General features: G+C 66.9%; 8 protein-coding genes. All 8 read right to left on the reverse strand.

Annotation, left to right across the window (positions count from 1 at the left end; all coding sequences use genetic code 11):
- Window positions 1-85 precede the first annotated feature (85 nt).
- The 8 genes from tuf to rpoB all read right to left on the reverse strand — a co-directional run bounded on the left by tuf (window position 86) and on the right by rpoB (window position 14966).
- On the reverse strand, window positions 86-1282 hold the full coding sequence (gene tuf / locus BA895_RS08875; RefSeq protein ID WP_070191544.1) for an elongation factor Tu: 1197 nt from the start codon (window positions 1280-1282) through the stop codon (window positions 86-88).
- Window positions 1283-1395: 113 nt separating this feature from the next.
- Window positions 1396-3513 (reverse strand): elongation factor G, encoded by a 2118-nt coding sequence (gene fusA / locus BA895_RS08880; RefSeq protein ID WP_070191545.1) that lies wholly within the window; start codon window positions 3511-3513, stop codon window positions 1396-1398.
- 153 nt (window positions 3514-3666) lie between these two features.
- Window positions 3667-4137 carry a 30S ribosomal protein S7 gene (rpsG, locus tag BA895_RS08885; protein WP_070191546.1) on the reverse strand — a complete coding sequence of 157 codons (471 nt, stop codon included), beginning with the start codon at window positions 4135-4137 and terminating at the stop codon, window positions 3667-3669.
- Entirely contained in the window at window positions 4137-4511 is a 375-nt protein-coding gene (rpsL, locus tag BA895_RS08890; protein WP_070191595.1) for a 30S ribosomal protein S12, read from the reverse strand. The genes rpsG and rpsL overlap by 1 nt, the downstream gene beginning before the upstream one ends.
- A 436-nt stretch (window positions 4512-4947) precedes the next feature.
- Window positions 4948-5559: a hypothetical protein gene (locus tag BA895_RS08895; RefSeq protein WP_254666396.1), complete on the reverse strand. Its 612-nt coding sequence runs from the start codon at window positions 5557-5559 to the stop codon at window positions 4948-4950.
- 150 nt (window positions 5560-5709) lie between these two features.
- Window positions 5710-7212 carry a D-alanyl-D-alanine carboxypeptidase/D-alanyl-D-alanine-endopeptidase gene (gene dacB, locus BA895_RS08900; RefSeq protein WP_139142581.1) on the reverse strand — a complete coding sequence of 501 codons (1503 nt, stop codon included), beginning with the start codon at window positions 7210-7212 and terminating at the stop codon, window positions 5710-5712.
- A gap of 245 nt (window positions 7213-7457) precedes the next feature.
- The gene (locus BA895_RS08905) at window positions 7458-11354 is read right to left on the reverse strand and encodes a DNA-directed RNA polymerase subunit beta' (protein ID WP_070191548.1); all 3897 of its coding nucleotides are present in this window, start codon (window positions 11352-11354) and stop codon (window positions 7458-7460) included.
- 129 nt (window positions 11355-11483) lie between these two features.
- A complete protein-coding gene (rpoB, locus tag BA895_RS08910; RefSeq protein ID WP_070191549.1) occupies window positions 11484-14966 on the reverse strand; it encodes a DNA-directed RNA polymerase subunit beta in 3483 nt (1160 codons plus the stop codon).
- Window positions 14967-15307 lie beyond the last annotated feature (341 nt).

Consider the following 15307-nt stretch of genomic DNA (forward strand, 5'->3'; position numbering starts at 1 on the left):
GGCAGGGGTGCAAGCGGCAGGGCCCGCCCCGCCGAAGCGGAACGGGCCCTGCCGATGAAGCTGGTGCTGCCGGTTCAGCGTCAGATCACTTGAGGATCTTGGTGACCCGGCCGGCGCCGACCGTGCGTCCACCCTCACGGATGGCGAACTTCAGGCCGTCTTCCATGGCGATGGGCTGGATCAGCTCGACGATCATGTCGGTGTTGTCACCGGGCATGACCATCTCGGTGCCCTCGGGCAGGTGTACGACACCCGTGACGTCCGTGGTGCGGAAGTAGAACTGCGGACGGTAGTTGTCGTAGAACGGCGTGTGACGGCCACCCTCGTCCTTGGACAGGATGTAGACCTGAGCCTCGAAGTCGGTGTGCGGCGTGATCGAGCCCGGCTTGCAGATGACCTGCCCGCGCTCGACGTCCTCGCGCTTGGTGCCACGAAGCAGCAGACCGACGTTCTCGCCCGCCCGACCCTCGTCGAGCAGCTTGCGGAACATCTCGACACCGGTGACGGTGGTCTTGGCCGGCGGACCGGTGTGGATGCCGACGATCTCGACCTCCTCGTTGACCTTGAGGATGCCGCGCTCGATGCGACCGGTGACGACGGTGCCACGACCGGTGATCGTGAACACGTCCTCGACGGGCATGAGGAACGGCTTGTCGATGTCGCGCTCGGGCGTCGGGATGGCCGTGTCGACGGCGTCCATGAGGTCGAGAACCGACTTGCCCCACTCGGCGTCACCCTCGAGCGCCTTCAGCGCCGACACCTTGACGACCGGGAGGTCATCGCCGGGGTACTCGTAGTTCGAGAGCAGCTCACGAACCTCCATCTCGACGAGCTCGAGGATCTCCTCGTCGTCGACCATGTCGGCCTTGTTGAGCGCCACGACGATGAACGGGACACCGACCTGCTTCGCGAGCAGGACGTGCTCCTTCGTCTGCGGCATCGGGCCGTCGGTGGCGGCGACGACGAGAATCGCACCGTCCATCTGGGCCGCACCCGTGATCATGTTCTTGACGTAGTCGGCGTGACCGGGGCAGTCGACGTGCGCGTAGTGACGACCCTCGGTCTGGTACTCGATGTGCGCGATCGAGATCGTGATGCCTCGCTGGCGCTCCTCGGGAGCCTTGTCGATGTCCTCGAACGCGAACTGGGGGTTCAGGTCGGGGTACTTGTCGTGCAGAACCTTGGAAATCGCAGCCGTCAGCGTCGTCTTACCGTGGTCAATGTGACCAATGGTGCCGATGTTGACGTGCGGCTTGGTCCGCTCGAACTTTGCCTTCGCCACTGTGGTCCTCCTCAGGACTATCTTGTGTTACGCCGCAGACCTCTTGGTTGGACGGGGCGCTGGTGGATGTGTTTCTCGGTAAGTCGGTGAAGAGCCTACGGGATGTCCCGTAGTCACTCGCCCCGGGTTTTCTTGATGATCTCCTCGGCGACAGCCTTGGGGACCTCGGCGTAGGAGTGGAACTCCATCGAGTAGTTGGCGCGACCCTGGGTCTTCGACCGCAGGTCACCGACGTACCCGAACATCTCCGACAGCGGGACGATGCCCTTGATGACCTTGGCTCCGCTGATGTCCTCCATGGCCTGGATCTGGCCACGACGGGAGTTGATGTCGCCGATGACCTCGCCCATGTAGTCCTCGGGCGTGCGCACCTCGACGGCCATCATCGGCTCGAGCAGCACGGGGTCGGCCAGACGCACGGCCTCCTTGAGCGCCATCGAGCCGGCGATCTTGAACGCCATCTCCGAGGAGTCGACGTCGTGGTAGCCACCGTCGACGAGGGTCGCCTTGATACCCACGAGCTGGTAGCCGGCGAGCACGCCGTACTGCATGGCGTCCTGGATGCCGGCGTCGACCGACGGGATGTACTCGCGCGGCACCCGGCCACCGGTGACACCGTTGACGAACTCGTACATCGAGCCGTCCTCGGTCTCGCCGAGCGGCTCGAGGCTGACCTGGATCTTGGCGTACTGGCCCGACCCACCCGTCTGCTTCTTGTGGGTGTAGTCGTACTTGAGCACCGGGCGCCGAATGGTCTCGCGGTAGGCCACCTGGGGCTTGCCGACGTTGGCCTCGACCTTGAACTCGCGCTTCATGCGGTCGACCAGGATGTCGAGGTGCAGCTCGCCCATACCGGCGATGATGGTCTGGCCGGTGTCGTCGTCGTGGTGCACCTGGAAGGTGGGGTCCTCGGCCGACAGCTTCTGGATGGCCATGCCCAGCTTCTCCTGGTCACCCTTGGTCTTGGGCTCGATGGCGACCTGGATGACGGGGTCGGGGAAGGTCATCGACTCGAGCACGATCTGCTCGTTGATGTCCGAGAGGGTGTCGCCGGTCGTGGTGTCCTTCAGACCGATGGCCGCGTAGATGTGGCCGGCCATGGCCTCCTCGACCGGGTTCTCCTTATTGGCGTGCATCTGGAAGAGCTTCCCGATGCGCTCCTTGCGGCCCTTGGTCGAGTTGATCACGCTCGTACCCGAGCTGATGTGCCCCGAGTAGACGCGGATGAAGGTGAGCGTGCCGAAGAAGGGGTGCGTCGCGACCTTGAACGCGAGGGCCGAGAACGGCGCCTCCGTGCTGGGGGCACGCGTCAGCTCGACCTCCTCGTTGCCCGGCTTGTGACCGATCATCGGGGGAACGTCGAGCGGCGACGGCAGGTAGTCGACGACGGCATCCAGCATCGGCTGCACACCGCGGTTCTTGAACGCCGAACCACAGAAGACCGGGTAGAGATCGGAGTTCACGGTGAGCTTGCGGATGCCGGCCTTGATCTCGTCCTCGGTCAGCTCCTCGCCGGCGAGGTACTTCTCCATGAGGTCGTCATCGGCCTCGGCGACGCGCTCGACCATGGCCGTGCGGTACTCCTCGGCCTTGGCCTGCAGGTTCGCCGGGATCGACTGGATCTCGTACTTGGCGCCCATGCTGACGTCACCCTTGGAGTCGCCCTCCCACACGAGGGCGCGCATGTAGACGAGGTCGACGACGCCGACGAAGTCGTTCTCGGCCCCGATCGGAAGCTGCATCACCAGGGGTTCGGCGCCGAGGCGCTCCTTGATGGTGTCTACGGTGAAGTAGAAGTCGGCGCCGAGCTTGTCCATCTTGTTGACGAAGCAGATGCGCGGCACGTCGTACTTGTCGGCCTGGCGCCACACCGTCTCGGACTGCGGCTCGACGCCTTCCTTGCCGTCGAAGACGGCGACGGCGCCGTCGAGCACGCGAAGCGAACGCTCCACCTCGACGGTGAAGTCGACGTGCCCGGGGGTGTCGATGATGTTGATCTGGGTGCCCTCCCAGAAGGAGGTGACGGCGGCGGAGGTGATCGTGATGCCGCGTTCCTTCTCCTGCTCCATCCAGTCCGTCGTCGACGCACCGTCGTGGGTCTCGCCGATCTTGTGGTTGACACCGGTGTAGAAGAGGATGCGCTCCGTCACCGTGGTCTTGCCGGCGTCGATGTGCGCCATGATGCCGATGTTGCGCACCTTGTTGAGGTCCGTCAGGACGTCGAGTGCCACGTCAGGTTTCTCGTCTCATTCGTCGTGAAGTCAAAACTGTGGGGCCCGGCCTCCGAGACAACGTCACGGGGCGGGCAGTTCCGGTGCGGATGCCGCTGTGCTGGCGGGTGGTGGCCGGCTCAGCGGCATCCGACGCAGATCGATGGTGCCGGACTACCAGCGGTAGTGCGCGAAGGCCTTGTTCGACTCGGCCATCTTGTGGGTGTCCTCACGGCGCTTGACCGCGGCACCGAGGCCGTTGCTCGCGTCGAGGATCTCGTTCATGAGGCGCTCGGTCATCGTCTTCTCACGGCGCTGCCGTGAGTAGCCGACCAACCAGCGCAGGGCCAGCGTCGTGGAGCGGTTCGGCTTGACCTCGATCGGCACCTGGTAGGTGGCGCCACCGACGCGGCGGCTCTTGACCTCCATGGCCGGCTTGACGTTGTCGAGCCCACGCTTGAGCGTGGCGACGGGGTCGGTGCCGGTCTTGGCGCGAACGCCCTCGAGTGCGCCGTAGACGATCGTCTCGGCGATCGACTTCTTGCCGTCGAGGAGGATCTTGTTGACGAGCTGGGTCACGAGCGGGCTGGCGTAGACGGGGTCGACGACGAGCACGCGCTTCGGAGCGGGTCCTTTACGAGGCATCAGCTCTTCTCCTTCTTCGCGCCGTAGAGGCTGCGAGCCTGCTTGCGGTTCTTGACGCCCTGAGTGTCGAGGGTGCCGCGAACGATCTTGTAACGCACACCGGGAAGGTCCTTCACCCGGCCGCCACGCACGAGCACGATCGAGTGCTCCTGCAGGTTGTGGCCGACACCCGGGATGTAGGCCGTGACCTCGATACCGCTCGAGAGGCGCACGCGGGCCACCTTGCGAAGGGCAGAGTTCGGCTTCTTGGGGGTGGTGGTGTAGACGCGGGTGCACACGCCGCGACGCTGGGGCGAGCCCTTGAGCGCCGGGGTCTTGGCCTTGTTGGCCTTGTCCTGGCGGCCCTTTCGGACCAGCTGGTTGATGGTAGGCAACCTGGTTTCTCCGTACGTTTGCTGGTGGTCTGCCGGCCCGATGGCCGACTCCTTGTTCATTTCGCCCACCCCCGAGGTCGGGCGTGTCACATGATGTGACCTGCCGTGGTCGGTGGGTGCGCGGTGCTCTCCCCCGCATTCTCCGCGCCCTCGGTCGAAAACGATCGAGGGCGTGGATTGCCCGGCAAGAGGTGTGCTCTGGCAACTCGTGGTGCTCCGGCGGGGGAACCGCAGGAACAGGGCACAGGAGCCGTCATCGCGCATGCTGAGGACGCGCCTCAGACACAGTGTTCAAGCGTACCGGGGCGCGCTGTCCCTACCAAATCGGTGCAGGAACGCCGTCTCCGCCACGCCATCTCCCCGACGCCATTCCCCCGACACCAGCGTGCCGGCGTCATCTCCGCCAGGCGAACGCGGGGGGCTGGGGGGCTGGGGGTCAGCCCAGGCGCCAGTCTCCCGCGTACATGTGCAGCACCGGGAGGCCGAGGGCCTCACGGGCCTTGGACGCCCAGTCGGTGTGGAAGGTGTCCTCGACCGCATGCGGCTCGGTGACGACCACGACCTCTCGGGCGCCGAGCCTCGCGACCTCCTCGACGAGCGTCGGCATGGGGTCGTCGGCGGTGATCTCGCCGGTGGCGGCGACGTCGTGGGCCGCGAACTCACGCAGGGTGGTGCTGAGCGCGGTCTCGGCGTCGGCATGCGCCTCGGTGCCGTCGACGGGCCGTAGCGAGTCGAGGGCCTCTCGCATCTCGAAGAGGCTGAGGTGGTCGAGGAAGCTGGAGAGCACGTTGCGGTCGGTGTCGGCCGGCACCAGCACGCGGTAGGTGGCGCCCTCCTCCAGGTGCATGGCCACGATCTTGTCGACGTCGACGGCCTTGAGCGCCTCTTCGGTCAGCACGATGACGGTCGGCGCCGCGTCGCTGCCGTGCTCCGGCGACGCAGCGTCGGACCGCTGCGGCCGGCCCCGATCGTCGCGGTGAGAGGCGCCGGTCTCGGAAGAGGTGGAGATGGGAGTGCTGTCCGTGGGCTCGACGCCGGGCTCGCTCATGCGCGCCAGCCTAGACCGCAACACTCCCGGCACAAGAAACGCACGGGCGCAGCACCGGCAGCCGCGGCGGCCCGAACGAGCGGGCTACGACGGCTACGCCGTGCGGGTGACCTCGGCGCGCACCGAGCTGACCGACTGCTCACCGACTGCTCAGCGGCCCGGGGACCGCCACCCGGCCAGCAGCACGCCGAGGCGGTCCTCGACCGGGCGGGGCGAGGAGCGTGAGTAGCTGCTGATCGTCGCGAACACGTACGGCCGGCCGTCAGCCCCGGTGACGTAGCCGGCGAGCGAGGTGACTCCGGTGAGGTCGCCGTTCTTCGCGCGCAGGTTGTTCGTGGCCCGGGTGCCGCGCATCCGGCTGGCGAGCGTGCCGCCGGTCCACCGAACCGGGTCGGCCCCGGCCACCGGCAGGGCGGCCTTGAACGTCGGGAACCAGGACTCGGTCTGCACCCGGTGCACGAGCTGCACCATCTGCAAGGTGGTGAGGCGGTCGCTGCGCGAGAGCCCGGAGCCGTCGACGAGGTTCATCCCCGTGGTCACGATGCCGTAGCGCGCCGTGTTGGCCTTGATCAGCGCCGTGCCGTCAGCCCAGTTGCCGGCACGGCCGGCGCGGGTACCGAGGGTCTTCGTGATCACCTCGGCATGCCCGTTGTTCGACAGCTTGAGGAACGGCACGAGCAGCTGTCCCAAGGTCATCGACGACCTCGTGGTGTAGAGCACCGTGCCGGCGGTCTTGCTCAGCGTTCCGACTCCCCCGTCGACACGGATGCCGGCCTTGACGAGCTGCGCACGCAGTACCGTAGCCGCGAGCTGGCCCGGGTCGTTCACCGTGACCCAGCGCTTGCCGCTCGCCGCACCGCGGGGCACCGTGCCGCTCAGCGTGATGGTGTTGCTCCCGCTCGAACGGGTGACCGTGACCGACGACGAGCCCGTCGACGACGTCGTGGCGTTGTTGACCAGCCGCACGTACGAGGCGGCACTGGCCGGCGTCACACTGACGCGGGCCCGCGAGCCGGTCGTGGCGCCGGGTGAGTAGCCGATGACGACGGTGCCGGCGTCGTAGTCGGTATCGGGCGAGAGCGTCAGCGCCGAGACCTGAGCGGCGTAGTACGACGAGGCGTAGCTGGTGCTCCAGCCCGGGTTGTAGCGCACGTTGTCGAAGAACGAGGTGTCAGCCATAACGCTCCCGGCGATACGGGTCACACCCTTGGCCTTGTACGACGCGGCCACAGCGGCGAGGTCGCGCTCCATCAGGGTGGGGTCTCCGTAGCCCTTGAGGTAGAGGTTGCCGGGCACCACGCCCCCGGCGCGCATCGGCCAGGTCCACGTCTCGGTCTTCCACCGGTAGCCCGAGCCGAGGTAGTGCAGGCCGGCAGCCGCCGTGAAGAGCTTGGTCGTGGAGGCCGGCACGAGCGCGACCGTCGGGTTGCGCAGGTAGATGCCGTGACCGTCGACCCCGTCGGCCACGATCGTGCTCACGGTCGTGCCGGATGCCGTGACGAGCGGGTCGGCCATGACGGCGGTGATCTGAGCCTTGACCGGGTCGTCGACCGAGGCGGCCGCGGCCGGCAGGGTGAGCGGGGCAAGCGGGGCAAGGAGCCCCGAGAGGGCGAGTACCACGGTGGGAAGGATCAGTACGACACGGCGGTTCACGGCGGGACTCCTCAGGTCGGGGCCCGCTCGCCCGGCGTCGAGGAGGTCACCTGGCGACACCCTAGCCCCAGTTTGACCGAAATGTCCGTCGGGCTGTCGGCGCAGACACGAGGCCGGTACCAGCGGTCAAACCCTGCGGCAGCAGGTCGGTCAGGGCCACCCGCGAGAACGGCGCTGGGCCCGGCCCGCGCGTGATGCGCGAACCGGGCCCAGCGGCATCCGAACGGATGCTGGCGGTCGACCGGTCAGAACTGGTCGAGCCCCAGTGCCTCGTCGTCGAGACGGATGGCCTCGCCGCTGCCCGTGCCGAAACCTGCGTAGTCGTAGGCGTCGTAGTTGGGCAGGGAGTACATCGCGGCCTTGGCCTCTTCGGTCGGCTCCACCTTCACGTTGCGGTAGCGGGGCAGGCCCGTACCGGCGGGGATGAGCTTTCCGAGGATGACGTTCTCCTTGAGGCCGAGCAGCGGGTCGCTCTTGGCCTCCATGGCCGCCTGCGTGAGCACCCGGGTGGTCTCCTGGAAGGAGGCCGCCGAGAGCCACGACTCGGTGGCGAGCGAGGCCTTCGTGATGCCCATGAGCTCGGGACGACCGGCAGCCGGACGCCCACCCTCAGCCATGACCCTGCGGTTCTCGTCCTCGAACCGGCCACGTTCGGCCAGCTCACCGGGCAGCAGGTCGGCGTCGCCGGCCTCGATGATCGTCACGCGACGCAGCATCTGCCGCACGATGACCTCGATGTGCTTGTCGTGGATCGACACACCCTGCTGGCGGTACACGCGCTGCACCTCGTCGACCAGGTGCGTCTGCGCGGCCCGGGGGCCGAGAATGCGCAGCACCTGCTTCGGGTCGATGGCGCCCTGCACCAGCTTCTCGCCGACCGTGACGTGGTCACCGTCGGTGATCAGCAGGCGCGAACGCTTGCTGACCGGGTAGGCGTGCTGCTCGGAGCCGTCGTCGGGCGTGAGCAGCACCCGGCGCGCCTTGTCGGTGTCCTCGATCTCGACACGGCCGGTGGCCTCGGCGATGGGAGCGACACCCTTGGGCGTGCGGGCCTCGAACAGCTCGACGACGCGGGGCAGACCCTGCGTGATGTCGTCGGCCGCCGCGGCGCCACCGGTGTGGAAGGTACGCATGGTCAGCTGCGTGCCGGGCTCACCGATCGACTGGGCCGCGATGATGCCGACGGCCTCGCCGATGTCGACGAGCTTGCCCGTCGCGAGCGACCGCCCGTAGCAGAGGGCACACGTGCCGACCTTGGAGTCGCAGGTGAGCACCGAACGGATGCGCACCTCGTCGACGCCGGCCGCGTAGAGCGCGTCGATGACGACGTCTCCAAGGTCGATGCCGGCCACCGCGAGCGTCTGGCCGTCGACGACGACGTCCTCCGCCAGCGTGCGAGCGTAGATCGAGGCCTCGACGACCTCGTTCAGGCTGCGCGTTCCGGTGAGCTCGTTCGTCGAGGAGATCGGCAGCTTGAGCCCACGGTCGGTACCGCAGTCGTCCTCACGGATGATGACGTCCTGGCTCACGTCGACGAGACGACGGGTGAGGTAACCCGAGTCGGCCGTACGCAGCGCCGTGTCGGCCAGCCCCTTGCGGGCACCGTGCGTCGAGATGAAGAACTCGAGCACCGTGAGGCCTTCACGGAAGTTCGCCTTGATCGGGCGCGGGATGATCTCGCCCTTCGGGTTGGCCATCAGGCCACGCATGCCGGCGATCTGACGGATCTGGAACCAGTTACCACCAGCGCCCGAGCTGACCATCCGGTAGATGGGGTTCGTACGCGGGAAGTTGTGCTCCATCTCCTTGGCGACCTGGTTGCTCGCCTGGGTCCAGATCTCGACGAGCTCCTGGCGACGCTCGTCGTCGGTGATCAGACCGCGTTCGTACTGGGTCTGAACCTTGGCCGCCTTGGTCTCGTAGCCCTCGAGGATGTCCGTCTTGTTGTCCGGCGTGATGACGTCGGAGATCGCGACGGTGCAGCCCGAGCGGGTCGACCAGTGGAAACCGGCCTCCTTGAGGGCGTCGAGGGAGGCCGCGACCTGAACCTTGGAGTAGCGCTCGGCGAGGTCGTTGACGATGCCCGACAGGGTCTTGCGGTCGACGGGCGTGTTGATGAACGGGTAGTCCACCGGCAGGGTCTCGTTGAACAGCGCGCGACCCAGGGTCGACTCGATGGTCAGGCTCGAGACGAGGCCCTCGGCGTTGGCCTCGACACCCTCGGGCAGCTCGAAGCCGGCCGGGGGAACGGTGTCCACGAGGCGCAGCTTGATCGCCGACCCGAGCAGGATCTCGCCGTGGTCGAAGGCCATCCGGGCCTCGGCCGGGCTGCTGAACGCCCGGCCGGCGCCGATGCCGCCGCCGTCGACGGCGTCGGTCATGTGGAAGATGCCGGTGATCATGTCCTGGGTGGGCATGGTCACGGGGCGACCGTCGGCCGGCTTGAGGATGTTGTTGCTGCTGAGCATGAGGATGCGGGCCTCGGCCTGCGCCTCCGCGGACAGCGGCACGTGCACGGCCATCTGGTCACCGTCGAAGTCGGCGTTGAAGGCCGAGCAGACGAGCGGGTGGATCTGGATGGCCTTGCCCTCGACGAGCTGCGGCTCGAACGCCTGGATCCCCAGTCGGTGCAGGGTCGGTGCCCGGTTGAGCAGCACGGGGTGCTCGTTGATGACCTCTTCGAGCACGTCCCACACCTGGGGCCGCTGGCGTTCGACCATGCGCTTGGCCGACTTGATGTTCTGCGCGTGGTCGAGGTCGACCAGACGCTTCATCACGAACGGCTTGAACAGCTCGAGTGCCATCTGCTTGGGCAGACCGCACTGGTGCAGCTTCAGCTGCGGGCCGACGACGATGACCGAACGGCCGGAGTAGTCGACGCGCTTGCCGAGCAGGTTCTGGCGGAACCGGCCCTGCTTGCCCTTGAGCATGTCGGACAGCGACTTCAGCGGTCGGTTGCCGGGGCCCGTGACGGGGCGGCCACGACGACCGTTGTCGAAGAGGCTGTCGACGGCCTCCTGCAGCATCCGCTTCTCGTTGTTGACGATGATCTCGGGTGCACCGAGGTCGAGCAGTCGCTTGAGGCGGTTGTTGCGGTTGATGACCCGGCGGTAGAGGTCGTTGAGGTCAGAGGTCGCGAACCGGCCACCGTCGAGCTGCACCATCGGGCGCAGGTCCGGCGGGATCACCGGGATGGCGTCGAGCACCATGCCGGTCGGGTGGTTCGTCGTCGTCTGGAACGCGTTGACGACCTTGAGGCGCTTGATGGCGCGGGTCTTCTTCTGGCCCTTGCCGGTGGCGATGATCTCCTGGAGGGAGTCGGCCTCGGCGTCGAGGTCGAAGCTCTCGAGGCGCTTCTGGATCGCCGCGGCGCCCATGCCGCCCTCGAAGTAGAGACCGAAGCGGTCACGCATCTCGCGGTAGAGGATCTCATCGCCCTCGAGGTCTTGGACCTTGAGGTTCTTGAACCGGTCCCAGACCTGCTCGAGACGCTCGACCAGCTGGTCGGCGCGCTTGCGGATGTTGTTCATCTCGCGCTCGGCCTGGTCACGCACCTTGCGCTTGGCGTCGGCCTTGGCCCCCTCGGCCTCGAGCTCGGCGACGTTGCGCTCGAGCGTCTGGGCCCGGGCCTCGACGTCGGCGTCGCGCTTGTTCTCGATCTCCTTCTTCTCGACCTGGATCTGCGCCTCGAGCGAGGGCAGGTCGGCGTGACGCTGGTCGTCGTCGACGGAGGTGATCATGTAGGCCGCGAAGTAGATGACCTTCTCGAGGTCCTTCGGGGCGAGGTCGAGCAGGTAGCCCAAGCGTGAGGGGACACCCTTGAAGTACCAGATGTGGGTGACGGGGGCGGCGAGCTCGATGTGGCCCATCCGCTCGCGACGCACTTTGGCGCGGGTTACCTCGACGCCGCAGCGCTCGCAGATGATGCCCTTGAAGCGAACACGCTTGTACTTGCCGCAGTTGCACTCCCAGTCGCGGGTGGGCCCGAAGATGCGCTCGCAGAACAGGCCCTCCTTCTCCGGCTTGAGGGTGCGGTAGTTGATGGTCTCGGGCTTCTTGACCTCGCCGTGGCTCCACTGGCGGATGGACTCCGCGGTGGCGAGGCCGATGCGAAGCTCGTCGAAGAAGTTGACGTCGAGCACGTGGTTCCTTCTCTCGTAACGCTTGCTAGGTACTGCTGTGACGGTGGGGGTCCGGCCGGTCGACCACGGGGGCGGGGATGCCGCTGAGCGGGCTCAGCGGCATCCCGACCGCTTGTCGTGGTGGCTGGGTCAGACCTCTTCGACGCTGGACGGCTCGCGCCGGCTCAGGTCGATGCCGAGCTCCTCCGCAGCGCGGAAGACCTCCTCGTCGGATTCCTTCATCTCGATCGTCGTGCCGTCGCTCGAGAGCACCTCGACGTTGAGGCACAGCGACTGCATCTCCTTGAGAAGCACCTTGAACGACTCGGGGATACCGGAGTCGGGGATGTTCTCGCCCTTGACGATCGCCTCGTAGACCTTGACGCGTCCGGGGACGTCGTCGGACTTGATCGTCAGCAGCTCCTGCAGCGTGTAGGCCGCGCCGTACGCCTCGAGGGCCCAGACCTCCATCTCACCGAAGCGCTGGCCACCGAACTGGGCCTTACCGCCGAGCGGCTGCTGGGTGATCATCGAGTACGGGCCGGTCGAACGAGCGTGGATCTTGTCGTCGACCAGGTGGTGGAGCTTGAGGATGTACATGTAGCCGACGGCCACCGGCTCGGGGAACGGCTCGCCGGAGCGGCCGTCGAAGAGGCGGGTCTTGCCGGAGGCGTCGATGAGGCGCACGTCGTCGCGCGTCTTCAGGGTCGAGTCGAGCAGACCCGTCACGACGTCTTCGGACGCTCCGTCGAACACCGGGGTGGCCACCCGCGAGCCGGGCGGCGCCTCGTGCGCGTCGACCGGGATCTGGTTGGCCCACTCGGGGTTGCCCTCGATCTTCCACCCACGGCTGGCGGCCCAGCCGAGGTGCAGCTCGAGAATCTGCCCGAGGTTCATCCGGCGAGGCACGCCGTGCGGGTTGAGCACGACGTCGACGGCGGTGCCGTCTTCCAGGAACGGCATGTCCTCGATCGGCAGGATCTTGGAGATGACACCCTTGTTGCCGTGCCGGCCGGCGAGCTTGTCACCGTCGGTGATCTTGCGCTTGTTGGCGACGTAGACCCGCACGAGCTGGTTGACGCCGGGAGGCAGGTCATCGCCCTCGTCGGCCCGGAACTCCTTGACGCCGATGACCGTGCCGGTCTCGCCGTGGGGAACCTTGAGGCTCGTGTCGCGCACCTCGCGCGCCTTCTCACCGAAGATGGCGCGCAGCAGGCGCTCCTCGGGCGTCAGCTCGGTCTCGCCCTTGGGCGTGACCTTGCCGACGAGCAGGTCGCCGTCACGAACCTCGGCGCCGACGCGGATGATGCCGCGCTCGTCGAGGTCGGCCAGCACCTCCTCGGAGACGTTGGGGATGTCGCGGGTGATCTCCTCGGGCCCGAGCTTGGTGTCGCGGGCGTCGACCTCGTGCTCCTCGATGTGGATCGAGGAGAGGACGTCGTCCTGCACCAGACGCTGGCTGAGGATGATCGCGTCCTCGTAGTTGTGGCCCTCCCACGACATGAACGCCACGAGCAGGTTGCGCCCGAGCGCCATCTCGCCACCGTCGGTCGCGGGACCGTCGGCGATGACGCCACCGGCCTCGAGACGGTCACCCTCGTTGACGAGGACGACCTGGTTGTAGCTCGTGCCCTGGTTGGAGCGGCTGAACTTGGCGATGCGGTAGGTCTGGTATGTGCCGTCGTCGTTGGCCACGGTGACCAGGTCGGCCGAGACCTCCTGCACGACGCCCGCCTTGTCGGCGCGCACGACGTCACCCGAGTCGAGAGCGGCACGGAACTCCATGCCGGTACCGACCAGGGGGGCCTCGCTCTTGACGAGCGGGACCGCCTGACGCTGCATGTTGGCGCCCATGAGCGCACGGTTGGCATCGTCGTGCTCCAGGAACGGGATCATCGCGGTCGCGGCCGAGACCATCTGGCGCGGCGAGACGTCCATGTAGTCGACGTCGTCACCCGGGATGAGCTCGACCTCGCCACCCTTGGTGCGAACCAGCACGCGGTCCTCGGTGAAGTTGTTCTCGAGGTCGAGCGGGGCGTTGGCCTGCGCGACGACGAAACGGTCCTCCTCGTCGGCCGAGAGGTAGTCGACCTCGTCGGAGACGTGCCCGCCCGAGACCTTGCGGTAGGGCGTCTCGATGAAACCGAACGCGTTGATCCGCGCGTAGCTGGCGAGCGAGCCGATCAGACCGATGTTCGGGCCTTCAGGCGTCTCGATCGGGCACATGCGGCCGTAGTGGCTGTGGTGGACGTCGCGGACCTCCATCTGGGCACGGTCGCGGGAGATTCCACCCGGGCCGAGAGCAGACAGCCGACGCTTGTGCGTCAGCCCCGCGAGCGGGTTGTTCTGGTCCATGAACTGCGAGAGCTGCGAGGTTCCGAAGAACTCCTTGATCGAGGCCACCACGGGGCGGATGTTGATCAGGGTCTGCGGGGTGATCGCCTCGACGTCCTGCGTCGTCATGCGCTCACGCACGACACGTTCCATGCGGGACAGACCGGTGCGCACCTGGTTCTGGATCAGCTCACCGACCGAACGGAGGCGGCGGTTGCCGAAGTGGTCGATGTCATCGACCTCGACGCGCACGTCGATGACCTCACCGTTCTTCACGCCGTCCATCGAGGTCTGGCCGTCGTGCAGGGCGACGATGAACTTGATCGTCGCGACGATGTCGTCGATCGCGAGGGTCGAGTCGTTGATCGGTGCGTCGAGCCCGAGCTTCTTGTTCACCTTGTAGCGACCGACCTTGGCGAGGTCGTAGCGCTTGGGGTTGAAGTAGAGGTTGTCGAGCAGGTTCTGCGCGGCTTCCTTGGTGGGCGGTTCGCCCGGGCGCAGCTTGCGGTAGATGTCGATCAGCGCGTCGTCCTGGTTCTGGACGTGGTCCTTCTCGAGCGTCAGGCGCATCGAGTCGAACTGGCCGAACTCCTCGAGGATCTGCGCCTCGGTCCAGCCGAGGGCCTTGAGCAGCACGGTGACCGACTGCTTGCGCTTGCGGTCGACGCGCACGCCGACCATGTCGCGCTTGTCGATCTCGAACTCGAGCCACGCACCGCGGCTCGGGATGATCTTGCTGGTGTAGATGTCCTTGTCGGACGTCTTGTCGGGCGTGCGCTCGAAGTAGACGCCCGGGCTGCGGACCAGCTGGGAGACGACGACACGCTCGGTGCCGTTGATGATGAAGGTGCCCCGCTCGGTCATGAGGGGGAAGTCGCCCATGAACACCGTCTGGCTCTTGATCTCACCAGTGGTGTTGTTCATGAACTCGGCGGTGACGAACAGGGGCGCGTCGTAGGTCTGGTCGCGCTCCTTGCAGGACTCGATCGTCTTGCGCGTCTCCTCGAAGCGGTGATCGCGGAACGAGAGCGACATCGAGCCGCTGAAGTCCTCGATCGGGGAGATCTCCTCGAAGATCTCCTCCAGCCCGGAGCGGTCGGGGACGTCAGTGCGCCCCTGCGCCTTGGCCGCGGCGACGCGGCCTTGCCAGCGCTCGTTGCCGAGGAGCCAGTCGAAGCTCTCCGTCTGGAGAGCAAGGAGGTCTGGGACCTCCAGGGGTTCGCGAATCTTCGCGAAGGACAGACGTCCCGAAGGGGTCTGTGCGGTGGACATGTTCGTCGCAGTACGCGCGGCAGCCAAGGAGGGTCCTTCCACGGGCCTTTTTCTCGAATCTTCGTCGTCGCGCCACAAATGGCCTCACTCGCGGGTTCTCAGGGCCTGGGGAGATGCCGGATGGCATGCCGGAACGGCTTGCTGTGGCGCGAGGGAGACATAGGCAGCGCAAGGGCCTAGCCTAGCCCTTCAGGGCAGGAGTGTCCAGCCGGGTCAAGAAGCGGAGTTCCCACCGACAGGCGAGACCTGCGACGCTCCCCGGACCGGGGGTTCCCGAGGGAACGCGATGACTATCGCCCTCTGCAGGGCCTTCCGTCAAGACCCTGGGCTTGTCCGGCGCGTCGCCACGCGGGAAACCCGTCGGAAAT

Origin of the sequence: Humibacillus sp. DSM 29435, assembly GCF_001758225.1 — a bacterium.
Lineage (GTDB): Bacteria > Actinomycetota > Actinomycetes > Actinomycetales > Dermatophilaceae > DSM-29435.

Excerpts from the sequence above, each read along its gene's own strand:
- BA895_RS08895 (WP_254666396.1), bottom strand. The coding sequence starts at position 5,559 with ATGAGCGAGCCCGGCGTCGAGCCCACGGACAGCACTCCCATCTCCACC.
- rpsG (WP_070191546.1), bottom strand. The coding sequence starts at position 4,137 with ATGCCTCGTAAAGGACCCGCTCCGAAGCGCGTGCTCGTCGTCGACCCC.